The following is a 25,286-nucleotide window of genomic DNA, read 5'->3' on the forward strand; positions in this document are numbered from 1 at the left end:
CACGAACAACGGCACGCACTTGCGTAACACGTCCCGAGCGGATGTCGCCGCGTTCGCCGACGACGAAAGGGACTGACCCGCCCGTGGACTCTCGACCCGATGGCGCACGCCGACATTCCGGTGGTCGCGCACGTCCCGACGAGCCCACCGCTGCATCCCGCGGCCCCGCCGAGGGGCGTGCACGACGCACTCAACATCCGGCGCAGGGGCAACCATCCGATCCGCCGCCGCGTCGGCGGCGCCGGCCCGACCCCGGCGACCCGCGAGCCGAGCGCCGCACACCGACCGACCAGGCCCGTCCGGATCGGCCTCGCCGACGGCGGCCACCTGGTGCCGTGGACGAGCAGGGCCGTCGCACGTCGGGCGAGATCCACACCAGCGAGGGTGTCGCGGCCGACGGACCACGGCGGCGGCCGCGACGTCCCGACGAGGCCGCTCCCCGACGTCGACCCCGTCCCGGCGAGACACAGGCCCCGGCGGCCGGACGAGATCGCGGACAGGGCAGGCCACGTCCTCCCCGAACCGACGAACGTGCCGGTGGCCCCGGACAACCCCGACGTCGCCGCCCTGCGGCTGCTCCCGGTGATGGCAGACCGACCGGCGAGGCCCCACGCGCGGCAGCCGCCGCGCGACGCCCGTCCGGCCCGAAGCCTCCGCCCGGGCCCGCGTCCGAGTCCGCCGCGATGCCGGCGGCCGCACGCGTCAAAGAGCAGTTCTCGTGGCGATCCCGGACCACACGCAAAGGTCTCGGCCGCGGGCTGGTGGCGTTGCTGTCGGTGGCGGTGCTGTTGTGCACCGGCTATGCGTGGAACAGCGTCAGCAACCTGAACTCGAACATCACCCAGCTGGCCGGCCTCGGACTCGGTGGCGCCGACGACGGCGCGGTGGACATCCTGCTGGTGGGTACCGACTCGCGGACCGACGCCAAGGGCAACCCGCTGTCACCGTCGGAGCTCAAGATGCTGCGCTCCGGCGAGGATGTTGCGACCAACACCGACACGATCCTGCTCATCAGAATCCCGAACGATGGATCGTCCGCGACGGCGATCTCGATCCCACGCGACTCCTACGTCGACGTGCCCGGTATCGGCATGTCCAAGATCAACGCGGCCTACGGCACCACCAAGGAAGGGGTGCGGGGACGCGCGGTCGAGGCAGGCGAGAGCGAGGCGGCGGCCGAGAAGGAGGGCACCCAGGCCGGCCGCAAGGCCTTGATCGACACGGTCGCGAACCTCACCGGCGTCAAGGTCGATCACTATGCAGAGGTCGGGCTGCTCGGCTTCGTCCTGCTGACGAACGCGGTCGGCGGGGTCGACGTCTGTCTGAACGAGGCGGTCCGCGAGCCGTTCTCGGGTGCTCGATTCTCGGCGGGCGAGCAGACCCTGAACGGACCCAAGGCCCTCAGTTTCGTCCGCCAGCGCCACGGCCTCCCCCGCGGCGACCTCGACCGGATCACTCGACAGCAGGTCTTCATGGCGTCGCTGACCCAGAAGATGCTGTCCGCCCACCTGCTCACCGATCCCGGCAAGCTCGACGAACTCCAGCGGGCCGTGTCGCGATCGGTGGTGATCGACAACAACTGGGACATCCTGAAGTTCGCGGAGCAGTTGAAGGATCTCACCGGCGGCCGGGTAAAGTTCGCGACCATCCCCGTCGTCACCGAGCAGGGGTGGAGCGACGACGGACAGCAGAGTGTGGTGCAGGTGGACCCCAAGCAGGTCCACGGCTTCACCGACAATCTGCTCAACAGCAAAAAGAACGAGGACGCACCCGACCGTGCCGACTACACGGTCGACGTCGTCAATGCAGGAACCATCGACGGCCTGGCCTCCAACGTGTCGAACATCCTGACGACCAAAGGATTCCAGGCAGGCAAGACCGGCACCGGCGCGTCGAACGACAAGGACTCGGTGGTGTATGCGCACTCCGACGACGCCGGTGCCAAGCAGCTCGCCAAGGATCTCGGTGGTGCCGAGGTCCGAGTCGACTCCTCGATGCCCGACAAGCAGATGAAGGCGGTCTTGACCAATACCTACGAGGGCCCGGGGTCCATCGGCGACACCGGCGCTCAGACCGACAACGTGCCGGCCAGCGAACGGGTCGGCAACAACCGTCCGCCGATCACGGCCGGTTCCGACGGCCCGACGTGTGTGAACTGATGAGCGCACCGACGATCACCTCCGCCGTCTTCGACGCGGTCACCGACTGGTCGCAGCCGCTGCTGACCTACTACGACCATGCGAGCGGCGAGCGCACCGAGTTGTCCGGGGCAACCCTCGGCAACTGGGCCGCCAAGTCGGCCAACTTCTTCGTCGACGAACTGGGACTCGGCCCCGACGACGAGATCCTCGTCGATCTACCAGAGCACTGGCAGACCGCGGCCATCCTGCTCGGTGCCTGGTGGGCGGGCACGCATGTCCGGCTGCCCGGCAGCGACGTCGACGGGTCGGCCCTCGGTGCGGTGGTGACGTCCGCCGATCGGCTCAGCAGGTACGACGACGCCGACGAGGTCCTCGTCGCCTCGCTGGATCCGTTCGCGATGGGTGTTCGCGACCTCCCGATCGGCGTCACCGATTTCGCGAGCGCCGTTCGCGTGCACGGTGACCAGTACTCCGTGTACAACCGGGTCACCGGGCCCGCCCTCGACGGCGCCCCGACCGACGGCGTGCTCGCCGCGGCCCGCGCTGCGGCCGGGACCGACGGGATCGTCGCGGGGACGCGGGTCCTCACCGTGCGGCCCTGGCACACCGGGGACCAGGTCGTCGGAAATCTCCTGGCGCCCCTGGTCGTCGGTGCCTCGCTGGTCTCGGTCTCCCACGCCGACGAGTCACGCCTCGGCGGGCTCGTCGACACCGAGCGCGCCGAACTCACCCTTCGCTGAACCCGTCGACTTCGGGACGGAGTCGGCGGGTTGTGCAGAATCGCAACGGAAATACACTTCCGAGAATTACCGTGTTACTCATGCGTATCAAAGGGAGGGTTGCCCACTTGTTGGGCGCAAGTGTCCTGTGTGTCGCAATTGCCGGGACGGCGCCGATGACCGCCGCACCCGCGGCGGCGTCACCGACGACGATGTTCAACGGGATCATGTCGACTGTCGGTGGCTGTCAGACGCCGGTCCCCGACCTGATCAAGTGGTGCACCGACACCGAGCGCCTCACGCCGGAGGTGCCGATGATGCTCCAGCTCAACCCGTTCGGGACCCGCATCGTGATCCTCGGCGCCGGATTGAATCGCGACGGTTCCATGAAACCCGTGCTGGTCACACGCCTGCAAGCGGGACTGTCGCTGGCACGGGGCTTCCCGCCGGCCGGCATCATCACCACCGGTGGTCTCCCGAGGGGCGGACGGACCGAGGCCCAGGCGATGCGGGCGTGGCTGATCGCTCATGGCGTGCCGACCGCCCGGATCGCCACCGAGAACCGATCGCGCACGACGGTGGAGAATGCCCGCTACACGGCGCGGATTCTGGCCGCCGGCCGGGCAACCGGGGCGGTGGTGGTCAGCAGCCCGAGCCATGTGAAGCGCGCGATGCTCAATTTCCGGACGGCGGTCAACGGCTCGATCCCGGTTGCCGGGGTGATCTCGGGATACACCAACGGCGCTCCCCCCGTCGGCTCCGGCAGCGGGTCCTTCGGGTCGAGCTGATCGGCACGCAGCCTTTCGAGACGACGCCGGTTACGGCATGCTCGTACCCATGAAGATCCCCAGTGCGGTAGCTCGTTTCAACAAGGTGGTCACCAATCCGATCCAGCGCCAGTGGGCGCCACGACTGGCGCCGTGGGCGATGATCGGACATGTCGGACGCAAGTCCGGTACCGAGTACACGATTCCGGTGCTGGCGTGGGTGGACGACGACCGGGTGTCCATCGTGCTGACCTATGGCCGCCACACCGATTGGGTGCGCAACGTGCAGGCCGCGGGCGAGTTCGGGATCACCCGGAAGTCGGAGCACCACAAGGTCGTCAGGCCGAGGATCATCCCCTCGGACTCGCCCGACGTCGCGCGCGGGGCACGTCTGTTCGCCCGGTACTTCGACTCCGTCCTGACCGGCACGATCGTCGACGGCTGAGGGACCGATGGCCGACGATTCGCTCGAGGACTTCACCGCTCGCGACGTCACCGTCGGGAGCACGACCCATCGCGTGTACGCACAAGGTGCCGGTCCGGCGGTGATCGTCATCGCCGAGATGCCCGGAATCAGCCCGAAGGTCGCCGATTTCGCGCGGAAAGTCGCGGGCAGAGGGCTGACCGCGGTGATGCCGTCGCTGTTCGGGGTGGACGGCCGCGACCCGAAGCCGGCGAACCTCGGCAGGCTCGGCGCGGCACAGAACATGTTCGGCACGATGATGCGCGCGTGCATCAGCCGTGAGTTCACCGTGCTGGCCACGGGCAAGACCTCACCGGTCGCCGACTGGCTACGCGGTCTCGCAGCAGAGGAGCACGAACGCTGCGGCGGTCCCGGCGTGGGCGCTGTCGGCATGTGTTTCACCGGCGGATTCGCCCTCGCCATGGCCACCGACGACCGACTGCTCGCGCCAGTCCTGTCCCAGCCGTCGCTCCCCTTCGGCGTCATCCCGGCGCGGAATCGTTCGATCGACATCAGCGATGCCGACCTCGCCCGGGTGAAATCGCGCTGCGCCGCCGGACTTCAGGTGATGGGACTCCGTTTCGACGGCGACCAGCTGTCTCCGCGCGGCCGATTCGATTTCCTCCGTGAACAACTCGGCGACGCATTCCTCGCCGTCGAACTGCCGGATTCGGCAGCGAACCCCGATTCGATGCTGCCGAAGCCACATTCCGTGTTGACCGAAGATCTGATCAACGAACCGGGACAGCCGACCCACGACACCCGGGAGAAGGTACTCGATTTCTTTGTCGAGAAGCTGGTGACCACATCGGAATGATGCGGTCTGCACAGAGAGGTCCGAGCACATGCCCGTCGCCGAGCTACTGAGACTGGGAACACCCCACCCCATCGTCCGGTGGGGTGATCCCGTGCTGCACACACCCGCTCGAGCGGTCACGGATTTCGGGACGGAACTGCAAGAGCTGCTGGCCGACATGTTCGCCACCAACGACGCCGCGCACGGCGCCGGTCTGGCCGCACCGCAGCTCGGCGTCGACCTCGCCGTCTTCATCTACGACTGCACCGACGAAACCGGCACTCGGCGCACAGGTGTCCTGTGCAATCCGGCACTCACGCTTCCCGAAGGGCGTTCCCGACGACTCGTGTCCTATGGAGAGGGGTGTCTGTCGCTCCCGGGTGCGTACGCCGACGTCGACCGACCCGACGTCGCCACGTGCACGGGACAGGACCAGTATGGCGATCCGATCGTCGTCGCCGCGGGCGGAACGCTGGGCCGCTGCCTGCAGCACGAAACCGATCACATCGACGGAATGGTGTTCGGCGACCGGCTCGCCACGCGAGCGCGCAAGCGACTCCATCGCATGTTCGACGAGGGGGCGCACCACTACCCCGCCGACTGGCCCCAATCCCCGTCAGATCGGTAGCGGGAGGCGGGCTCAGCCCTCCCCGAGCAGTTTGTCGCGCAATGCCTGATCCTTCTCGAGCACCATGGTTTCCAGACCCTTCTGGAAATCCTCCATGCGAGAACGCAACCCGGCATCCGCAGACCCGAGGATCCGAATCGCCAGGAGACCCGCGTTGCGAGCACCACCGATCGACACCGTCGCCACCGGGACGCCCGCGGGCATCTGCACGATCGACAGCAACGAGTCCAAACCGTCGAGGGTCCGCAGCTGGACGGGGACTCCGATCACCGGCAGTGGCGTCGCCGACGCGACCATGCCGGGCAGGTGGGCGGCTCCCCCGGCGCCGGCGATGATCACCGAGATGCCGCGCGCCGCCGCCCCGGCCGCATAGTCGAGCATGCGCTGGGGGGTGCGGTGCGCCGAGACCACTCCGACCTCGAACGGCACGCCGAACTCAGCCAACGCCTCCGCCGCCGCCTCCATCGTCGGCCAGTCGGAATCGCTACCCATGATCAGGCCGACGCGCGGACGGGTGGGATCGGTGGCGGTGGGATCGGTGGCGGTGGGATCGGTGGCGGTGGGATCGGTGATGGTGGGATCGGTGATGACGTCACCGCCAGCGTCGGAGTCGGCAGCGTCGGCAATATCGGCGTCGGCAGGGTCCGTCCCGGCGAGTTCCGTGTCGGCTGTCTCCGCTTCGACGGTGTCCATTTCCGGCCGACCCGTCCCCGTATCGCCCGTCCCCGTATCGCCCGTCCCCGTATCGCCCGTCCCCGTATCGCCCGTCTCGGTGCTGCCCGACCCAGTGTTGTCCGTCCCGGCGTTGTCGGTCATGCGTGCACATCCCATCCATCGGTCCATTCGGCAGTCGACATCCAGTGCGCGGCACGCTCGGCGCGCTCCCGGACCTCGGCCACCGAATCGCTGTCGGTACCAACAATGTTGACGTGACCGATCTTTCGATCGGGACGCTCGCCCTTACCGTACAGATGCACCTTGGCATCAGGCATGCGGGCCATCAGGTGATGCAGGCGTTCATCCATCGACATCGACGGCGCATCCTCGGCGCCCAGGATGTTCGCCATCACCGTGATCGCCGCCCGAGGGGCGGTATCGCCGAGCGGATAGTCGAGCACCGCCCGTAGATGCTGCTCGAATTGCGAGGTGACAGCGCCATCCATCGTCCAGTGCCCGCTGTTGTGCGGCCGCATCGCCAACTCGTTCACCAGGAGTTCGCCATCGGTGGTCTCGAACAACTCCATGGCCATCACACCGACCACACCGAGCTCGGCGGCGAGCCGCAACGACATCTGCTGTGCCCGGGCCGCAACGTCCTCCGCCAGCTCCGGCGCGGGAGCGAGCACCACCGCACACTGCCCCTTCCGCTGGACCGTCTCCACCACGGGCCACACGCCGCCCTGCCCGAAGGGCGAACGCGCGACCATCGCGGAGAGCTCGCGACGCATCGACACTTTCTGCTCGGCGATGAGGTCGACCCCCGCGTCGAATTGTTCGTCGAACAACGTGAGTGCCTCGTCGCGGTCGTCGACCAGCCACACCCCGCGGCCGTCATAACCGCCGCGGATCGCCTTGAGGACCACCGACCAGTCGTGTCGGTCACCGAAATCCACGAAGCGGGCGCGCGCCACGTCGCGGTCGCCGGTCAGATCGGCGAAGTCGGGAATCGGGAGTCCGAGTTCGCCGAGCCGGACCCGCATAGCGAGCTTGTCCTGGGCGAAATGCAAGGCCGCCGACGGCGGGCGCACCGCTACACCGTCGGCCTCCAACGCCTGCAGGTGCGCCAACGGCACACCCTCGTGGTCGAAGGTCAGCGCGACCGCCCCCCGCGCGGCCTCTCGGAGGTCCGCCAGCTCGTCGTGGGAACCGAGCACCACGTCCGCACTCACCTGGGCGGCCGGATCACTGCTGCTCACGGCCAGCACACGAAGACATTGACCGAGCGCGATCGCCGCCTGATGAGTCATCCGGGCGAGCTGCCCGCCGCCGATCATCGTCACGGTTGGCATGCCGGTCTCCGACCGGGTTGGCATGCCGGTCTCCGACCTGGTCATGGCGCTGTCGGGCCTCGCTGGATCACCGGCACTGGAAGTCACGCGAAACATCGTGGCACGAGGGCTACGACCTTCGCATTATTGCCCGGCGAAGTTACTGTTCGGTTCCATTTCGTAGACTCGGATCTTGTGCCCTTTATCGACGAGCTGGTCGCTCGACTACCCGCGCCGGTTCAACAGGTCGCGATGCGCCACCACGAACTCATCAAGTTCGCCCTCGTCGGCGGCACCACATTCGTCTTCGACCTGGCCATTTTCTACCTGCTGACGTTCACCGTCCTGGAACCGAAACCGGTCGTCGCGCGCATCATCTCCGGCACGCTGGCGACGATCCTCAACTACATCCTCAACCGGGAGTGGGCGTTCAAGAATCGGGGTGGCCGCGAACGCCACCACGAGGCGTTGATCTTCTTTGTGATCAGCGGTGTCGGCGTGATCCTGGCCGCCGCGCCGCTGTGGGTCGCCAACAACGTCTTCGACCTCCGCAGCAACCTGAGTGTCACCGAGCTGGTCATCGTCGACTTCGTCCTCGGGTTCCTCATCGGCAATCTGCTGCAGATGGCCTTCCGGTTCTGGGCGCTGCGCAAGTTCGCGTTTCCCGAAGATCTGCTCCGCGGGGGCGATGCCGGTTCCACCGACCTGCATCCCACCGCCGAGGAACTCAACGATGAGGAACTCGGTCACGCGTAACCGGTGACGGCCTGCCGCGGACGGAATCACCGCCGCGGTCATCTCCGTCGGGGTGGTCGCCGTCCGTGTCGTCCCCGTCGTCGGGATCACCGGTGTGTGCCGAGGGCACCACGATCGAGAACACTGCCGGCCGCCGCATCGTCAGTTCGAGACGGCCGCCGTCGGCCTCGACGAGTGCACGTGCCAGCGACAGGCCGACCCCGTTGCCGCGGCCGGCCGAGAATCCTCGGCGGAATATCAACCCGACGAGATCGTCGTCGATGCCGGCCCCCTCGTCGGCGACGGTCATCCGGAGCATGTCGGCCGACGGCAGATCGTCGACGTGAATCCGGCACGTTCCGGCGCCGTGCTGCAGCGCGTTGTCCACGAGCACACTCAATGCCTCACGTAGCCGTCCCGGCCGGGCACTGACCGCCGTGGTCTGGCCGTTGAACGTCGCCGAGATCGATCGCCCCGCCGCGCCGAACGCCGCACGGAAGTCGCCGATCAGCGTTCGGACCATCTCCTCGACGTCGATCTGGTTCGGCACCGCGGGATCGTTCCGCGATGCCGCCACCATCTCGTCGAGCTCTCGGGAGAGTCGTTCCACCTGCTCGAGTGCCGCCTCGGCCTCCCCGACGACGGCCGGATCCTCGTGCAGCGACAGCTCGTCGAGGCGTAGTTGGATCGCGGTCAACCGACTGCGCAGCTGGTGTGACACGTCGCCGACGATCTCGCCCTCCCGCTCGAGCCGCAGGGCGATCTCCGAGTTCGCGTCCCCGAGCGCCCGCGACACCCGGTCCAGCTCGCTGATCCCGTACGACTTCCACTCGGAACGGAAGTCCCCCTTCGCCATCGCGGCGGCCCGGCCGGCCAGGTCGATCAGTGGATCCGCAACGCGACCCGCGGTCACCGCGGCCACGGTCGTGCCCGCGGCGATCGAGCTCGCGACCACGAGCGCCACGATCCCGATGGCGGCGAGCTGGTCGTCGCGCACCTGGGTGAGGGGGATCTCGAGGAGCAGCGACCCAGCATTACCCAGAGCGATCGAGTCGGTCATGGTCGCGCCGTCGATCGGCTCGCCGATCACCGTCTCGGCCTCGGCGTCGTCGCCCACCGGGTAGCGGACGGTCAGCCGGCCGTCCTCGGGCAACAGCAGCCGGAAAGCCTCGGTGTCGAGAGAGCCCGCGGACACGCGCCCTTCGGCGCCCTCCTGACGGATCAGCTGCGCCGAGATCAGCTTGAGCCGCGAGTCCAGGTTCTGGTGCGCATTGTCCGACACCCACCACCATGCGATCACGCTCAACGGGATGCCCAGCAGAAGACCGACCGCCACGATCATGGCGATCATCGTGTTCAGAATCCGGCGCCGCATGCGGTCTCCCCGATCAGCCGATCAGGGATCGAATCGGAATCCGACGCCGCGCACGGTGACGATGTGCCGGGGGCGGTCGGCCTGATCGTCGCCGATCTTCCGGCGCAGCCACGAGATGTGCATGTCGAGTGTCTTCGACGAGCGCAGGTCTGCCGATCCCCACACCTCGGTGAGGATCTCGTCCCGGCTCACCACCTGCCCCGGCCGTTCCATCAGGAACCGCAGCAGATCGAACTCCCGGTTGGCCAGCACCAGATCGGCACCGTCCACCAGCACCCGTCGGCCGCGGGTGTCGAGCTGGATGTCGCCGCCGTCGAGGACCACGTCGGCGCTCTGCTGGCGGCGGAGCAGCGCCCGCACCCGTGCCAGCAGCTCGGCCAGCCGGAACGGCTTGCCGACGTAATCGTCGGCGCCGGCATCGAGACCGACCACGAAGTCCACCTCGTCGGTGCGCGCGGTGAGCATCAGCACGGCGAGCTGTGGTCGCGCGGTCCGGATTCGACGGCACACCTCCAGGCCGTCGATCTCGGGTAGCCCGAGGTCCAGGATGAGCAGTTCGAACCGGGTGTCCAGCGCCTGGTCGAGCGCCTCGGCGCCATCGGTGACCACCTCGCAGCCATACCCCTCACGGGTCAGTGCGCGCGCCAGCGGCTCCGCGATGGCGATGTCGTCCTCGGCCAGCAGTACATCGGTCACCGTCCGACCCCCTCGTCGTGACGACGATCGGACCGATCGTCGTCCGTCAGCCCGACCTCGTCGGGCGCGGCGTCCTCGTGCGTGTCGAGGACCTCGTGATAGAGCATTGCGTGCACCCGTTCCACGTGGGGGATGTCGTCGAACGACAACGGCTCGTCGGACGCCGACTCGATGATCAGCGTGCCGGTTCGGAGCATCCGGTCGATCGGCCCGTGCCGGAACTCGACGGTGTTGATCCGACGGATCGGGATGTCGATCCCGGATCGAGTCAGGATGCCGTTGCGATAGATCACCCGGCGATCGGTGAGGACGAAATGCGTCGTCTTCCAAGAGATCAGCGGCCGGACGAAATACCACACGAATCCGAGCAGCCACAACACACCGATGACGATCAGCAGCACGGTCGAGACCGTCGAGTCCAGGGCGGACCCGCTGACCATCCCCGCGAGCACCCCCGCGACAGCAGTCATCAGAAGGAACACCAGGAACGGCCCGAGCAGGCATTTCCAATGCGGATGCCGGTGCAGGACGATCTCCTCGCCGGGGGCGAGGTTCTCGCGTGGGTAGGACATGGCAGCCAGCTTAATCCGCAGCCCCCACACCGCAGCGTGGCTCGACCCATCCACGACCGCGATCACGACCATCGTGCGATCGTGGCACCGGCATGCCGCCGGAGACTGCTGGTGAACACAAGTACACTGCGAACAGACGCGTACCGGGCCGACCGCCGAGAAGGTCAAGGAGAAACCATGAGTTATCGCGACCCGCGTGACCCGTACGACCCGCGAACCGCCAGGTACGAGGGCGGATATCCGCCCGAGACACAGGCGTACAGCCGGTCGGACCCGCACGCACAACCCGGTCCGGCCGAGTACTCCGAGGCCTATCCGCCGGCTGCACCACGCCAGAAACCCCGCCTGGGTCCCAACGTGAACCCGACCATGTTCATCGGTGGCGTGGTGATGACCGGCGTCGTCACCGGACTCGCCGCGTGGCTGGCGGCGTGGGTGATCCGCGCGATCGTCGAGAGGGTCAACGAGGCCGGCAAATTCGGGGTATGGAATCCCCTGGCCCGCGACGAGATCTGGTTCGCCGTGGTCGGCTTCCTGTGCGCCCTGGCGGCGGGTGCGCTGTGGTACGTCCTGCAGATGGTCACACCCTCGCCGAATCAGTTCTTCCGCTGGATCGTGGGTCTCCTCATCGCCGGTGCGGTGATCATCCCGCTGGTCCTGTCGTCGGAGCTGTCCGTGGGGATCGCCACGGCGGTAGTCCATCTGATCATCGGATTACCGATCCTGACCCTGGTCCCGGCCATGGGGCACAAGAGCATCCAGCAGGGCTGACCATCGGACGATCCGGGCCCGCGAGCGCCCGGATCGTCCGATCAGTCGATCGGCCGCAGGTGAGTGACGTCGCCTGCGGCCGCCACCACTTCACGGCCGTCGACATCGATGACGATCCGCCCCGTCCGATCGATCCCGACCGCGGTACCCACCAACTCCTTGTCACCTGGCAACACCAATCGGACCCGTCGGCCCAGCGTGTCGCTACGGTCGCGGTACATCGCCGCCAGCTGGTCGATGTCGGTCGGCCACAGCGCGAGCAACTCGGAGAGGCCGCGCAGGAACTGCCGTGCGAGATCTTCCGGCGGGACCTCATCACCGGTGACGATCAGCAGTGAGGTCGCGGTGGGCACGGGCAGCTGTTCCTCGGTCATCGCCGTGTTGAGCCCGACCCCGATGACAGCCACCCCGCCGCTGGGCGTGTGCGTGTACTCGGACAGGATGCCGGCGATCTTCCGGTCGTCGATCAGCACGTCGTTGGGCCACTTGAGAGTCGGCCGTTCGCCCACGACGGCCTCCACGGCCCGGGCCACCGCCAGCCCTGCGATCAGCGACAACCAGCCCACGTGCTCGGGGTCGTCGCCGACCGCCACCGCCGACGACATCGCGAGTTGTCCACCGGCCGGCGCCGACCAGACGCGGGTATGACGACCCCGACCGGACGTCTGGTCGGCCGTGATGCGGACCGTCCCGCCGATCTCCTCGGTCGCCGCCCGGGCGATCAGGTCGGCATTGGTCGAACCCGTCGACTCGACGACCTCGATCGTGTGCCAGCAGGTGTCAGCGAGGGTCTCGAGGAGCTCAGCGCCATCCAGGGTCATACCCCAGACGCTACTGCGCCGACCATCGTCGCGGGGACGAGCACAGACGTGCGGCGGGATGGCCCCCTGCGCACGCACACGCGCCACTGCCGACCGATCGCTCGGGAACATGAGGCGATCTCACGTTGATCCGGTTGACGTGGCTCACAGTCGGGTAGTTAGCATCGTTGTTCATGACGACTGCTTCGCGCGATGACGGCGCCGCTCCCGACATCCACACGACGGCGGGAAAGCTCGCCGATCTGCGTAATCGCCTCGAAGAGACCAAGCACCCGGTGGGCGAGGCCGCGGTCGACAAGATCCACGACAAGGGCAAGCTGACCGCGCGCGAGCGCATCACGCACTTGCTCGACGAGGGGTCGTTCGTCGAACTCGACGCTCTTGCGCGTCACCGCAGCACCAACTTCGGACTGGCCGAGCGCCGGCCGCTCGGCGACGGCGTCGTCACCGGTTACGGCACCATCGACGGTCGCGAGGTGTGCATCTTCTCCCAGGACGCGACCGTGTTCGGCGGCAGCCTGGGTGAGGTCTATGGCGAGAAGATCGTGAAGGTGATGGACCTGGCCATCAAGACCGGCCGCCCGCTGATCGGCATCAACGACGGCGCAGGCGCTCGCATCCAGGAAGGCGTCGTCTCACTCGGCCTGTACGGCGAGATCTTCCACCGCAACGTCCGGGCCTCGGGCGTGATCCCGCAGATCTCGCTGATCATGGGTGCCGCCGCAGGCGGACACGTCTACTCGCCGGCACTCACCGACTTCGTGGTGATGGTCGACCAGACCAGCCAGATGTTCATCACCGGCCCCGACGTCATCAAGACGGTCACCGGCGAGGACGTCACCATGGAGGACCTCGGCGGTGCCCACACCCATATGTCGAAGTCCGGCACCGCCCACTACGTCGCGCAGGACGAAGAGGACGCACTCGAATACGTCAAGGATCTGCTGGGCTACCTCCCCAGCAACAACCGCGCCGAGGCGCCCCGACTGCCGGTTGCCGACCCCGCCGCCGGATCGATCGAGGACACCCTCACCGACGAGGATCTCGAACTCGACACCCTGATCCCGGACTCGCCCAACCAGCCGTACGACATGCACGAGGTGATCCGCCGCATCCTCGACGACGACGAGTTCCTCGAGGTCCAGGCCGAGTACGCGACCAATGTGGTCGTCGGCTTCGGTCACGTCGACGGCCGCAGCGTCGGCATCGTCGCCAACCAGCCGACACAGTTCGCCGGCTGCCTCGACATCAAGGGCTCGGAGAAGGCCGCCCGGTTCGTCCGCACCTGCGACGCCTTCAACATCCCGATCGTCACCCTGGTCGACGTCCCCGGGTTCCTGCCCGGTACCGAACAGGAATACAACGGGATCATCCGGCGCGGCGCCAAGCTGCTCTACGCGTACGGCGAGGCCACGGTAGGCAAGATCACCATCATCACCCGCAAGGCGTACGGCGGTGCGTACGACGTCATGGGTTCCAAGCACATGGGTGCCGACGTGAACCTCGCGTGGCCCACCGCCCAGATCGCGGTCATGGGAGCGTCGGGCGCGGTGGGCTTCGTCTACCGCGGTCAGCTCAAGGAGGCGCAGGCCAACGGCGACGACGTCGACGCATTGCGACTCCAGTTGCAGCAGGAGTACGAGGACACCCTGGTGAACCCGTACGTGGCCGCCGAGCGCGGTTACGTCGATGCCGTCATCCCGCCCAGCCATACCCGTGGACAGGTCGCCACCGCCTTGCGACTGCTCGAGCGCAAGATGGTCACCCTGCCGCCGAAGAAGCATGGGAACATCCCGCTATGAGCGACACGTCCGACACCACGAACGAGACCCCGACCGCCGCCCCGTTGCTGCGGATCGTCCGCGGCAACCCCAGTGACGAAGAGGTCGCGGTCCTCACTTCCCTGGTCGCCGCGGCCGCCGGTTCGTCGAACAGCGGTCCGGTCGAGACCGGCCCCCGCGACGACTGGGGTCGACCCGAGGACCGGCTCCGTCCCGTCTGGGGAGCGCCGACCAGTTTCACCAACTTGAGGGCGTGACCACCGTCTCGGTGGTCCTCGGATCCGCATCGCCTGCCCGGCTGCGGGTCCTGCGGGCCGCCGGGCTCGACCCCCGGGTGATCGTCTCCGACGTCGACGAGGATGCGGTACTCCGCACGCTCCACGGCGCACCTCCGGCGGAGGTGGTGGTACGCCTCGCCGGGGCGAAGGCCGACGCCGTGGTGGCCACGATCCTCAACGGCGCCCACCACACAACCGACACCGTGGTGCTGACCTGCGACTCGATGCTGCTCTTCGAGGGTGCGCTCAGCGGGAAACCGCACACCGTCGACGCCGCGTGTGCGCAGTGGCGCAGGATGCGCGGACGGTCGGCGGAACTGCTCACCGGGCATTGGGTCTCACGCATCCGGGATTCCCGGATCGTCGGAACGGCGGAGGCATCCGCGGCCACGACGATCCACTTCGCCGACATCGACGACGCGACCGTGGACGCGTACGCCGCCACCGGCGAGCCCCTCGCGGTCGCCGGTGCATTCACCCTCGACGGCCTCGGCGGCTGGTTCGTGGAGGCCATCGACGGCGATCCGTCCTCGGTGATCGGGATCGGTCTCCCGACTGTTCGCGGACTCCTCGCCGACGTCGGAGTCGACGTCACGAGTCTGTGGCGATGACACCGTCGTGAAGACCGAGTGGCGCTGACCGGATGGCACTGACGCTGCGCCACGCCCCTTCATCAGCTATTAACCCGTTGCACAAGCGAGATCCAATCGAGATGTCTAGGGTCGGCGTAATGACCTCCCACGTCGAGCGCACCACACACGACGACGATCTGTTCATCCGCATGGACCGCGCATTCGGTGTCCCGGTGTTGAGCCAGGCGATCTGGCGCCTCACCGAACCGCTGACAGCCGAAGAACTCGGTCGGATCGGTCGCCGGCTGCTCGACACCCCGATCAGCCGTCGCCTCCATCGAAGCCGGATGCCCTTCGTCCGCGATCACTGGACCGCCGCGGCCGACACCGCCGGTCGGACCCACCTCGATCCGGAACTCGGCGACGACGAGATCCTCGACTGGATCGAACGCGCGGCCGACATCCGGTTCGACCTCGCGCACGGTCCCGTCTGGGATCTCCGGGCGGCCCCCCTGGCATCCGGTGGGGGCATCGTCACCCTCTGCTCCTCGCATGCCGTGGGCGACGGCTGGTTGGGCGGGCGGGCAATCCTGCACGCGACCGGTCACGACGACTCCACCGACGCGCATTACGCACCGGCCACACCGTCGCTGCCCGGTCAGATCCGCGAGTCCGCCACCCAGCTGAGGACGGTCGGCGCCGGTCTCATCGGACTCCTGCGGGACACCTGGTCGGCCCGGGGCGCCGCAGTCTCGACGGAGAAGTCGTCCGAGAAGCGACCGGTGACGTCGCAGTCGACTCCCCCGCCACCCGCGCCGACCGCCGACGAGGTCGCCCGCGAGACGACGATCCGGACCCCGCTCGCCATCGTCTCCATCCCCGGCGACGACTGGCGATCGACCTTCGCGGCATCGGGTGGCACCAGCAACGCCCTCTTCCTCGCGATCGTCACCGGGCTCATCGTCGGCGCCGACCGCGCTTCCTGGGAGGACACGGTCCGGGTGTCGATCCCGATGTCGGTGCGCCCGGGGGAGGACACCCGTGCGAACTCGACCACCGGACTCACACTGGATGTGCCTGCCGAGTGGAGCCGCTCACGAGATCTCGGGGCGATCCGGCAGGCGGCCAAGGAAACGTATCGGCGTGCCGGCACGGGCGCGGGTCGACCGCCGCGCCTACAGCCCCTCATCCAGGCGCTACCGGACGCCGCAGTGGCCGCCCTCAGCAAGAACGCCGCCACTCCGCTCGCCCTTGCCTCCAACGGCGGTGTGGTCGATCCGCTGTTCGCCGGGCTCGGTGATCCGTCCCGGATCGACACCTTTGCCTCGCGTGCGACGACCCAAGGCGTCAGCCGTGAGCGACTCGTTCGACTTCGCGGTGGGCTCGCGGCATGGTTTCATGACACCGGAGAGACCACGACGCTCGCCGTCTCCGGGCTCGACCCGGCCGCTTTCCCGACCTCTGCCGAGCTGTGCGCGAGCGTCCAAAAAGAATGTGCCCGGTGGGGGCTGACCACCATTCCATGGTGAGACATCTCACCCTCGGGGCGATCTGAGCCCCAAATCATTATTTTCGCTTGCAAATGTTCTTGGTTTTGGTTTACCTGACCTCCAGGAGCAGCAGCCCGTGCGCGGGCTGCGGACGACGAGGAGAACCACGCTCGATGACGACTTTGCGGACGCTGGCCGCCCGACCTCCCGGCGCCGGTCGCCCCCGACGCCGTCTGGCGCGCACGGCAGCCGCCGTGGCCATGGTGTGCGCCGCGGTGGCCTCCCTGGCCGGCACCACCTCGGTGGCGACCGCGGCGCCGTCCGCACCGTCAATCGAGCGTGTGGTCCGCGAGGGACCGACTCAGTACGGCGTGTACGTCCACTCGGCGGCCATGCGTAAGACCATCAAGGTCCAGGTGCTCGTCCCCCGGACCCAGAGCGGCCCGCGGCCGACGCTCTACATGCTGAGCGGTCTCGGCGAAGAGGACCCGCAGAACAGTATCTGGCTGATCAAGTCGGATGCGGTGAAGTTCTTCGCCGACAAGAACGTCACCGTTGCACTGCCGCTGGCGGGCAATGGCAGCTTCTACACCGACTGGCAGCACGACGATCCCACACTTGGCCGCTACAAGTGGGAGACCTTCCTCAAGAAGGAACTCCCACCGCTGCTCGACGCCAGGTTCGACGGCAACGGGCGCCGCGGGATCGGCGGCCTCTCGATGGGCGCCGGATCGAGCCTCATGCTGGCCGCCCGCAATCCCGGCTTCTACCGTGCCGTCGCCGCCTACAGCGGGTGTTACACCACCACCGGTCCCGCCGGTGAGGCATATCCGCGCGGCATCGTGTCCGCGTTCGGTGGCGACGCCGACAACATGTGGGGTCCGCCGGGTGACCCGGCCTGGTCGGCACACGACGTCCTTCGCCATTCGGCGGGGCTGCGCGGCAGCGCGATCTACGTGTCCACCGGTACCGGCCGCGCCGGCCGATACGACGCGCCGGGATACCCGGGCAACGACGATCCGGCGAACCGCCAGGTCGTCGGCGGGGCGATCGAGATGGGCTCCATGTGGTGCACCCGGAATCTGCAGGCACAACTGGCCGCACAGCGCATCCCCGCGTCCTTCCACTACGTCGACCCCGGCACCCACTCCTGGCCCTACTGGGTCGATCAGCTGCACCGGAGCTGGCCGTTCATCGCCGCCGGACTCGGCGTCTGACGCCGCATCGGCACACGGCCTGACGGCCGGCCGGAGAAGACCGCAGTACCGACGAAGGAGGTTTCATGGAATACACCGAGTTGGCCGACTACCCGTTGCCGGGAGGCACGCTGACGGCGTGGGTTCCCGAGGCCGCGCCGGATGCGTGGTCCCTCGATCCACGCCGGCTGTCCTACATGCACGTCGAGCACGCCAATCGTGCGGCGGCCGAGGGCGACGACTGGTACAGCCAGTGGATCGGAACCGCATTCCTCATCGAGCGCCCCCTCGACGGTGACGCCATGAGCGAGACCATGAACCGCTGGTACGCCCGTCACGAGGCGTTCCGCACCTCGGTGACCGACGGTGAGACCGATGCCCCCCAACGCATCACGCTTCCGATGGAGTCGATCTCGATCGGTCGACGCCCGATGGGTGATCACCTCAGCAGCACCGAGGTCTTCGAGCGGGTGAACGAGTACTTCAACACCGCCGTCAGCCCGTTGAGCTGGCCGCACTGCATCGCAGTGACCGTCGAGCTCGACGACCGCGACGACGCGTTCCTGGTCGTCTTCGCCGCCGACCACACGGTGATGGACGCGTATACGCAGGTCTTCGCGATCAAAGAGCTGACCGCCCTCTACGATTCCGTGGTCACCGGCACCCCGGACGGCCTCGCCGAGTTCGGGAGCTACGTCGACTTCTCCGATGCCGAGCGGGCGATCGGCGACCGGATCCGCGACACCGACGATGCCGTCGCCGGCTGGAGCCGATTCTTCGCCGATGCCGACCCCGATTCCCCGCAGCCGGCGCCGATGCCCACCTTCCCGGTCGTGCGGTCGTGCGAGTCCGACGCCGCGCCGACGATCATCGCCGAGCGCACACCCGACCGTGGATTCCAGGCGACCCTGTCGTCGTGGCTGCTCGACGCGGATCAAACCGCAGCGTTCAACGCCCTGTGCAAGGACGCCGGCGCGAACATGCAGGCCGGCATCTACACGGCATTGTCGATGGCGGCGGCCAAGCTGAGTGGGTCCGGCGAGTTGCGATTCATCAATCCCGTGCACACCCGCACCGAGATGAAGTGGGGTGAGGCTGCGGGATGGTTCGTCGGCATCATCCCGGTGCATCTGCGGCCGCAGGACGCAACGACCTTCCGCCAGGCAATTACGTCGGTCGCGACGAGCGCCTCGGATTACAAGGGGGTCGGCGCCGCACCCTTCGCCCCGATCGCAGATCTGATCGGCGGCGACACCACGCCACCCGGCCTGGTGGTCTCCTACATCGACCTGCGGCACGCCGACGGTGCGGACCTGTGGGATGCGCGGCGCGCCCGCGTGCTGCGCAGCTCCACCCGGAACGCCGACGAGGTCTACTTCTGGATCAACCGGGTACCCGCCGGGACCAACATCTCGTCGAGGTTCCCGACGGGTCCGCGGGCCGACATGGTCCATCGGTTCATCTCGACGTTCCAACAGATCCTGACGACCGTGATCGCCGACGGCGACCTCGCCTACGACCATGGCGTGCTCGACGCGACGAATGCGTCCTAGGACCCGATGAGCCACTCTCCTCCCCTGCGCTCGCGCCCCGTCGGTGGCGCGAGCGTCGAGTGGCGGCCGGCCGATCCCGCCCGCACACTCGCCGCCGCCGAACGGACGGCCGACGGACTGACCTTCCTGCAGACCGACCATGTCGCCGCCGCTGCGGCCAAACGGGCCGACGGTGGGCCCCACACCGGGACGGCCGGCACCATCACCGTCTTCGACGGCCCCCTCGACCGCGCGGCCATGGCGGCCGCGCTGACCACCTTCGTCCGCAGGCACGACGAACTGCGTGCCGTCTACCGACTCGACGACACCGGTCCGATACGCCTGGTGGCACCGGCGGAAAGCATCGAGTTCCGCACCAGCGGGTCCGGGGCCCAGGTCGCCACCGACGACGTGATCGGTCACATAGTCGGCCGCATCGAATCCGAGGCGGTCTTCGACCGGATGCCCGGAGTCGTCTACGGCGCGTTCGACCACGGCGACGGCTTCACCTTCTACATCGGGTCGGATCACTCGCACACAGACGGGTTCTCGCAGTACATCGGCCTCCACGAGATCGCCCGTCTCTACCGGGCCCATCGCGACGGTGAGATCCCGCAGCCGGAGAGCACGGGACGGTTCACCGATTACATATCGTCCGAGAAGTCGCTCACCGCGTCCGTGACTCCCGGCGACCCACGGATCACGACCTGGCGAGAGATCTTGTCCGCGAACGATGGTCGGGTCCCCCGCTTCCCCTTCGACCTCGGCCTTGCCGACGGAGAGCTCGGTCCCGCGCTTCCCGTCCAACGCACCATGCTGACCGCCGGGCAACTCGAAGCGTGCGCGCAGCGCCGCGACGATCACAGTTCTCTCGTCGGACTGATCTACGCAGCGCTGGCCGCGGCGCAACACGAACTGCTGGGCACCGAGAGCTATTTCACATCCACAGTGCTCTCGACCCGCACCGCCGATCACGCGACCACCCAGGGCTGGTTGTGCAATTTCGCGCCGGTCACCTTTCCGGTGCCGCCGGGAACGCGCCTCACCGAGCTGGTGCACATCGCCACCGATGCGGTGGCCGTCGCGCGCGACCTCGCCACCCTGCCCGTCCATGCCGCCCTTGCCGTGCTGGCTGCCGAGGGCACCTACCTTCCCGACTCCGGTTCGCCACAGATGGTGTCCTACATCGACTTCCGCAGGATTCCCGGCAGTGACGACCCTGCCGTGGCGTCGGCGACCTGCTTTCCGGCGGTGGGCCGGACCCGCAATGCCAACATGTGGTTCACCCGTTATGAGCACGCGCTGACGCTGCTCGCCCACATTCCCGACAATCCCACGGCACGCGGCGCTTTCGGTGTCTACGTTGATGCGGTCGGTCGATGGCTGACCGACTATTCGGCAGGTGCCGATCCTGTCGTCGGCGCGCATTCCGCAACGGAGGTGCGATCGTGAAGCTCTGCGGCGACGATGCGATCGAGATCGAGCCCGGCGCAGTCATCCGCTGGGAGTTGGCCGCGACAGCCGACTCCCTCCCGGTCGATGTGCCGCCGTCGGAGAACGAGAAGTTCCACCTCGACGCGGTTCGCCGCAACGGCACCGCCGGTTGGCTCGCGCTGACCGTCGAATTCGCCGAGGCCGTGGCCGTCGACGACATCACCCGCAGCCTCCGGAAGCTGGTGGACCGGCACGAAGTGCTGCGGTGCCATTTCGTCTCCTCCGACGACGAGCATGTCCGCCATCGGCTGCCGGTCGGCGACCTCACCGTGCGACCCGTGCCCGGAGTCGTCGTCCCGGACGGCCCGGGTCCGGAGGGCACCACGGATCCGGGCACCACCGACCCTGGCACCGGGGATTCCCCGCTGGCCGACCGCCTGGTCGACGACATCGCAACGGTCTGTTCGCCGTTCGCGCCGCTACAGCACTACCTCGCCGCCGTGCAGCGGCCGTCGTCGACGACCGTGATCCTCGCATTCGACCACTGCTACGTCGATGCCTATTCGCTCGCCGTCATCGCATCCGAACTCGTTGACGACCTCTCCGGCACGAAAGTCGCGCAGCCGATGAGCTTTCTGGACATCCGGACGGTCGAAGACGCCGCGCCGACGGTGGCCCCCGACGATCCGCGCCTTCGCGGCTGGGGCGAGTTCCTCGCCGCCAACCACTGGACGGTCCCCGAATTCCCGCTCGACCTCGGTCTGGCGCCCGGCGACACCGCACCGGTGTGCACCGAGGTGCGCACCCTGATGTGCGCCGAGTCCGCGCGCCGCTTCGAGCAGACCGTCCACGCCCTGAACGCTCGCACGTACCCGGCGCTGCTGACGGCGTTCGCCGATGCGGTTCACGATGTCGGCGGACCTGCCGAGCTGCCGGCCATCCTGCCGGTCCACACCCGCTACGACGCCGCCGACCGCAAGGCGGTCGGCTGGCTGGTCGGTAACGCCCCCATCCGGTTGAGTGCCCGAGGTGATCGCGGAACCACCCTGCGTGCCAACACCGCGCGGCTCGGCGAGGCCCTTCCGCTCGCCCGGATCGGCCTCACGCCGGTGTACATGACCTACGGCGACCTGATCCGGACCAACCGCAGCGACGTCTTCATGGTGTCCTATGTCGATTACCGCAAGCTCGGCCTGCCGGCGTCGGTGACCACCCGGCAGATCTCGAGCTCACGCCGGACCGACACCGCCCAGTTCTGGTTCTGGCGTGACGCAGATGGTGTCCATCTACGCGCCCGGTACCCGGACACCGAACTCGCCCACCGCACGATGACCGGCGTCCTCGACGCGGTGGACGACCGGCTTCGCGATGTCTGGTCGGGCGGGTTGCGCCATCGGGCCGGGTGAACGCGTGCACGTGACCGGCGCGCTCGGCGAACCGCGCACGCCGACCAGCCGGATCCACGCCGCGGTACGCCGCCCACCGTGCAGCATGAACAGTGAGTAGGCTCAGTGCGAGATACCGCACGTCGGTGGGTCCGTGCGACAGCCAGTCGGCCACGGACCGACGACAATCACGAAGGGACCGCAGTTGAGCGTTGAGACCGATCCGAATCCGGCGTTCGCCGACTACGCCCACCCGGAGCGCCTCGTCACGACGCAGTGGCTCTCGGCGCATCTCGGTGCCAAGGGGCTCAAGATCATCGAGTCCGACGAGGACGTGCTCCTCTTCGACATCGGCCACATCCCGACGGCCCAGAAGGTGGATTGGCACCTGCACCTGAACGACCCGGTGACCCGCGACTACATCGACGGCGAGCAGTTCGCCGAACTCATGCGCAGCAAAGGCATCGAGCGCGACGACACGATCGTCATCTATGGCGACAAGAGCAATTGGTGGGCGGCATACGCGCTCTGGGTGTTCACCCTCTTCGGCCACGAGGACGTCCGGCTACTCGACGGCGGCCGGGATGCCTGGATGTCCGAAGACCGGGAGACCTCCTTCGACGTGCCCGAGTACCCCCGTTCGGACTACCCGGTCGTCGAGCGCGACGACACGCTGATCCGTGCGTTCGCACCCGAGGTGCTCGGTGCGCTCGGCTCCGAACCGCTCGTCGACGTCCGATCGCCGCAGGAGTACAGCGGAGAACGCACCCACATGCCCGACTACCCGGAGGAGGGCGCGTTGCGGGGTGGACACATCCCCACCGCGATCTCCATCCCGTGGGCCAAGGCCGCCGCACCCGACGGCCGGTTCCGGGCCAAGGCCGAACTCGACGAGATCTACGGCGACCTCGATGCGTCGACACCGACCATCGCCTACTGCCGGATCGGCGAGCGCTCGAGCCACACCTGGTTCGTGCTGACCCACCTGCTGGGCTTCGGCCATGTGCGCAACTACGACGGCTCGTGGACCGAGTGGGGCAACGCGGTGCGGGTACCGATCGCCGTCGGCACCGAGCCCGGCTCGGCGCCCGCCACGGCATGAGCCTCCCGGCCGCCCTCGCCGAGATCGTCGATGATTTTGGCGCACTGGGCGATTCCGACAAGGTGACGCTGCTGCTGGAGTTCTCCCGGGAACTGCCGGACCTTCCCGAGCACTTGCTGGAGGACGCGATGGAGCCGGTGCCGGAATGTCAGTCCCCGGTGTTCCTGTCGGTGGACGCGTCCGATCCGGCCTCGGTGCGACTACATTTCAGCGCCCCGCCCGAGGCACCGACCACCCGTGGGTTCGCATCGATCCTGCACCAGGGCCTCGACGGCGCATCCGCTGACGACATCCTCGCGGTACCGGCCGACTTCTATCACGATCTCGGTCTCGGTTCGGCGGTGAGCCCGCTGCGCCTGCGCGGCATGGCGGGGATGCTCGCCCGTATCAAGGGTCAGGTCCGTGCGCAGACGGCCGGGTCAGGCGGGCCGCCAACCGCGCCATGAAGTTCATCCAGATCCTCGAGGAGCCGATCGAGCCCGGCGGTCTCGTCGAGTGGATGCCCTACGTCCCGGGTGGGCTCGGCAGCTGGAGTCACGACTCCCGGTTGACCTCTCACAATCACGAACAGCATCTGCGGTCGGCCTTCGAATATCGCCTGCGCACCCGCCGGGAGGGTGGCCGGGAATCGTGGCTCGGTCTGTCGATCGAGTTCGACGAGCCGCTGTCGATCCCCGCGATCCGCAGCACCCTGATGACATGGATCGACCGGCATGAGGTCCTTCGCAGCCACGTCGTCATCAAGGGCGACGGCCTCCAGCGACTGAGCACCGACGAGGGCACGGTCAAGCTCAAGATGGGCCGGATCGGCTGGTACACGCAGTCCGGCCCCCTCGTCGAGCAGATCGCCGGCGCATTCGACCGGGCGACCGCACCCCTGCACTGGCCCGCGTACATGTTCGCCACCGTCGGCCGCGAGGACTCCTTCACGTTGCTTTTCGCCGCCGATCACTCACTGGTGGACGGATACTCGCTGATCATGGCCCAGCAGGAACTGGTGACGCTCTACCGGTCGGCGCGCGATCACACCGAGCCCGATCTGCCGACGGTCGGCAGTTACGTCGATTTCAGCGCCGAGGAACGGCGGCAGGCCGATCAGACCGGTGCCGACCATCCCGCGGTGGCCACGTGGTCGTCGTTCCTGCGCAGCGGCCGCGGCAGCCTGCCCGGCTTCGACTACCGACACGGCGGCGCTGACACGGATTCCGGCACCGGCACCGACGAGCTCATACCGGCCGAGGCCGACGACGGTTCCGTTCCACAGGATTCGATCACCGGCGTCATCCTCGACGACGACGCGGCCAACCGGTTCACCGCGGTCTGCTCGCAGGCAGGCGGAACGCTGACCGCCGGGGTGCTCGCCGCGTTCGCCATCGTCTATCACGAACGCACCGGTGACCCCGAGTTCCGTTGCGTCCTGCCGCGCCACACTCGCGACCACACGCGATGGCTCACCGCGCTCGGCTGGTTCGTCGCCGTCGCGCCGTTCTGCCTCGACGTCTCCGACTCCCCCACCTTCGACCAGGCCGTCACGCGGGCCACCGCCGAGCTGAAGCGGTCCCGGCAGGGCGCTTCTCTCCCGTTCTTGCGTGTCGCCGACCTCATCGACTACCAGGGCGAGCCCCACTTCGTCATCTCGTTCATCGACACCCGGTACGCGCCCGGCGCCGCCGCGGCCGACGCCGGCCGTGCCAAGGTGCTGCGCAGTCACAGCTACGCCACCGACGAGGTCTTCATCTGGATCAACCGAACGCCGTCCGGAATGCGCGTTTCGGCACGATTCCCCGCCAGGACGACCGCCACCGTCGGCCCCACTGTTGACTCGACGACAGAAGTGAACAATCTCACCTCGACCGTCATCGACGAAGCCGCCGACGCCGACACCCCCGGCTCCGTACGCGCCTACCTGGGCCGTTTCACCGAGCTCGTCCGGGCCATCGGCGACAGCAGCACCTTCGGCGCCGCGAACGCACCCGGTGCCCAACCGAGCAATTGATCGGTGAGCTAGTGTGTTGCCCTGAGCGCGTGGCACCTAGACTCCAAG

At 67.9% G+C, this 25,286-nt stretch carries 25 protein-coding genes; 19 read left to right on the forward strand and 6 right to left on the reverse strand.

From position 1 onward, the window contains the following. Window positions 1-41 precede the first annotated feature (41 nt). From ACPXCG_RS00370 to def, 6 genes are all read left to right on the forward strand, one after another. Window positions 42-2,159 carry an LCP family protein gene (locus ACPXCG_RS00370; RefSeq protein ID WP_425788028.1) on the forward strand — a complete coding sequence of 706 codons (2,118 nt, stop codon included), beginning with the start codon at window positions 42-44 and terminating at the stop codon, window positions 2,157-2,159. After that, complete coding sequence (locus ACPXCG_RS00375; RefSeq protein ID WP_425788030.1) at window positions 2,159-2,881, forward strand: TIGR03089 family protein; 723 nt, start codon at window positions 2,159-2,161, stop codon at window positions 2,879-2,881. Before ACPXCG_RS00370 ends, ACPXCG_RS00375 begins: the two co-directional genes overlap by 1 nt. 80 nt (window positions 2,882-2,961) lie before the next feature. Continuing rightward, complete coding sequence (locus ACPXCG_RS00380; protein WP_425788032.1) at window positions 2,962-3,648, forward strand: YdcF family protein; 687 nt, start codon at window positions 2,962-2,964, stop codon at window positions 3,646-3,648. A gap of 49 nt (window positions 3,649-3,697) precedes the next feature. Further along, complete coding sequence (locus ACPXCG_RS00385) at window positions 3,698-4,072, forward strand: nitroreductase family deazaflavin-dependent oxidoreductase (RefSeq protein ID WP_425788034.1); 375 nt, start codon at window positions 3,698-3,700, stop codon at window positions 4,070-4,072. Window positions 4,073-4,079: 7 nt separating this feature from the next. Continuing rightward, complete coding sequence (locus ACPXCG_RS00390; RefSeq protein WP_425788036.1) at window positions 4,080-4,907, forward strand: dienelactone hydrolase family protein; 828 nt, start codon at window positions 4,080-4,082, stop codon at window positions 4,905-4,907. A 28-nt stretch (window positions 4,908-4,935) separates the two neighbouring features. Beyond that, window positions 4,936-5,514 (forward strand): peptide deformylase, encoded by a 579-nt coding sequence (gene def, locus ACPXCG_RS00395; protein ID WP_425788037.1) that lies wholly within the window; start codon window positions 4,936-4,938, stop codon window positions 5,512-5,514. A 12-nt stretch (window positions 5,515-5,526) separates the two neighbouring features. Here the strand turns inward: def and purE are convergent, their stop codons facing one another. Together purE and ACPXCG_RS00405 are read right to left on the reverse strand one after the other, a co-directional pair. Continuing rightward, on the reverse strand, window positions 5,527-6,012 hold the full coding sequence (gene purE, locus ACPXCG_RS00400) for a 5-(carboxyamino)imidazole ribonucleotide mutase (protein WP_425790404.1): 486 nt from the start codon (window positions 6,010-6,012) through the stop codon (window positions 5,527-5,529). Between the two features lie 314 nt (window positions 6,013-6,326). Further along, window positions 6,327-7,568, reverse strand: a complete 1,242-nt coding sequence (locus tag ACPXCG_RS00405; RefSeq protein WP_425790406.1) for a 5-(carboxyamino)imidazole ribonucleotide synthase — start codon at window positions 7,566-7,568, stop codon at window positions 6,327-6,329. A 129-nt stretch (window positions 7,569-7,697) separates the two neighbouring features. Between ACPXCG_RS00405 and ACPXCG_RS00410 the strand changes: the two genes are divergently transcribed. Beyond that, the gene (locus tag ACPXCG_RS00410; protein ID WP_425788039.1) at window positions 7,698-8,258 is read left to right on the forward strand and encodes a GtrA family protein; all 561 of its coding nucleotides are present in this window, start codon (window positions 7,698-7,700) and stop codon (window positions 8,256-8,258) included. On the opposite strand, the gene ACPXCG_RS00415 is transcribed toward ACPXCG_RS00410, so the two are convergent. The 3 genes from ACPXCG_RS00415 to ACPXCG_RS00425 are packed head-to-tail and all read right to left on the reverse strand — an operon-like array spanning window position 8,230 to window position 10,880. Then, window positions 8,230-9,612, reverse strand: a complete 1,383-nt coding sequence (locus tag ACPXCG_RS00415; protein ID WP_425788041.1) for a sensor histidine kinase — start codon at window positions 9,610-9,612, stop codon at window positions 8,230-8,232. The genes ACPXCG_RS00410 and ACPXCG_RS00415 overlap by 29 nt on opposite strands. A 21-nt stretch (window positions 9,613-9,633) precedes the next feature. Continuing rightward, window positions 9,634-10,308, reverse strand: a complete 675-nt coding sequence (locus ACPXCG_RS00420; protein ID WP_425788043.1) for a response regulator transcription factor — start codon at window positions 10,306-10,308, stop codon at window positions 9,634-9,636. Then, window positions 10,305-10,880, reverse strand: coding sequence for a PH domain-containing protein (locus tag ACPXCG_RS00425; RefSeq protein ID WP_425788045.1), 576 nt, complete (start codon window positions 10,878-10,880; stop codon window positions 10,305-10,307). Before ACPXCG_RS00425 ends, ACPXCG_RS00420 begins: the two co-directional genes overlap by 4 nt. 177 nt (window positions 10,881-11,057) lie before the next feature. On the opposite strand from ACPXCG_RS00425, the gene ACPXCG_RS00430 reads away from it, so the two are divergent. Continuing rightward, the gene (locus tag ACPXCG_RS00430) at window positions 11,058-11,651 is read left to right on the forward strand and encodes a hypothetical protein (protein ID WP_425788047.1); all 594 of its coding nucleotides are present in this window, start codon (window positions 11,058-11,060) and stop codon (window positions 11,649-11,651) included. 41 nt (window positions 11,652-11,692) lie between these two features. On the opposite strand, the gene ACPXCG_RS00435 is transcribed toward ACPXCG_RS00430, so the two are convergent. Next, window positions 11,693-12,472, reverse strand: coding sequence for a biotin--[acetyl-CoA-carboxylase] ligase (locus tag ACPXCG_RS00435; protein ID WP_425788049.1), 780 nt, complete (start codon window positions 12,470-12,472; stop codon window positions 11,693-11,695). A gap of 173 nt (window positions 12,473-12,645) precedes the next feature. Between ACPXCG_RS00435 and ACPXCG_RS00440 the strand changes: the two genes are divergently transcribed. The 11 genes from ACPXCG_RS00440 to ACPXCG_RS00490 all read left to right on the forward strand — a co-directional run bounded on the left by ACPXCG_RS00440 (window position 12,646) and on the right by ACPXCG_RS00490 (window position 25,238). After that, on the forward strand, window positions 12,646-14,274 hold the full coding sequence (locus ACPXCG_RS00440) for an acyl-CoA carboxylase subunit beta (protein ID WP_425788051.1): 1,629 nt from the start codon (window positions 12,646-12,648) through the stop codon (window positions 14,272-14,274). After that, a complete protein-coding gene (locus tag ACPXCG_RS00445; protein ID WP_425788053.1) occupies window positions 14,271-14,510 on the forward strand; it encodes an acyl-CoA carboxylase subunit epsilon in 240 nt (79 codons plus the stop codon). Before ACPXCG_RS00440 ends, ACPXCG_RS00445 begins: the two co-directional genes overlap by 4 nt. Continuing rightward, window positions 14,507-15,142 (forward strand): Maf family protein, encoded by a 636-nt coding sequence (locus ACPXCG_RS00450; RefSeq protein WP_425788055.1) that lies wholly within the window; start codon window positions 14,507-14,509, stop codon window positions 15,140-15,142. The genes ACPXCG_RS00445 and ACPXCG_RS00450 overlap by 4 nt, the downstream gene beginning before the upstream one ends. 119 nt (window positions 15,143-15,261) lie before the next feature. Further along, a complete protein-coding gene (locus tag ACPXCG_RS00455; RefSeq protein WP_425788057.1) occupies window positions 15,262-16,632 on the forward strand; it encodes a hypothetical protein in 1,371 nt (456 codons plus the stop codon). A gap of 221 nt (window positions 16,633-16,853) precedes the next feature. Continuing rightward, on the forward strand, window positions 16,854-17,810 hold the full coding sequence (locus ACPXCG_RS00460) for an alpha/beta hydrolase (protein WP_425790408.1): 957 nt from the start codon (window positions 16,854-16,856) through the stop codon (window positions 17,808-17,810). Window positions 17,811-17,875: 65 nt separating this feature from the next. Continuing rightward, window positions 17,876-19,342, forward strand: a complete 1,467-nt coding sequence (locus tag ACPXCG_RS00465) for a condensation domain-containing protein (RefSeq protein ID WP_425788058.1) — start codon at window positions 17,876-17,878, stop codon at window positions 19,340-19,342. Window positions 19,343-19,348: 6 nt separating this feature from the next. Continuing rightward, entirely contained in the window at window positions 19,349-20,773 is a 1,425-nt protein-coding gene (locus ACPXCG_RS00470; protein ID WP_425788060.1) for a condensation domain-containing protein, read from the forward strand. After that, entirely contained in the window at window positions 20,770-22,161 is a 1,392-nt protein-coding gene (locus tag ACPXCG_RS00475) for a condensation protein (RefSeq protein WP_425788062.1), read from the forward strand. Before ACPXCG_RS00470 ends, ACPXCG_RS00475 begins: the two co-directional genes overlap by 4 nt. A 184-nt stretch (window positions 22,162-22,345) precedes the next feature. After that, the gene (locus ACPXCG_RS00480) at window positions 22,346-23,242 is read left to right on the forward strand and encodes a sulfurtransferase (RefSeq protein WP_425788063.1); all 897 of its coding nucleotides are present in this window, start codon (window positions 22,346-22,348) and stop codon (window positions 23,240-23,242) included. Continuing rightward, entirely contained in the window at window positions 23,239-23,688 is a 450-nt protein-coding gene (locus tag ACPXCG_RS00485) for a SufE family protein (protein ID WP_425788065.1), read from the forward strand. Before ACPXCG_RS00480 ends, ACPXCG_RS00485 begins: the two co-directional genes overlap by 4 nt. Further along, entirely contained in the window at window positions 23,685-25,238 is a 1,554-nt protein-coding gene (locus ACPXCG_RS00490; RefSeq protein ID WP_425788067.1) for a condensation domain-containing protein, read from the forward strand. Before ACPXCG_RS00485 ends, ACPXCG_RS00490 begins: the two co-directional genes overlap by 4 nt. Window positions 25,239-25,286 lie beyond the last annotated feature (48 nt).

It is taken from the genome of Gordonia sp. DT218 (assembly GCF_049847105.1).
In the GTDB taxonomy this organism is placed as follows: Bacteria; Actinomycetota; Actinomycetes; order Mycobacteriales; family Mycobacteriaceae; genus Gordonia.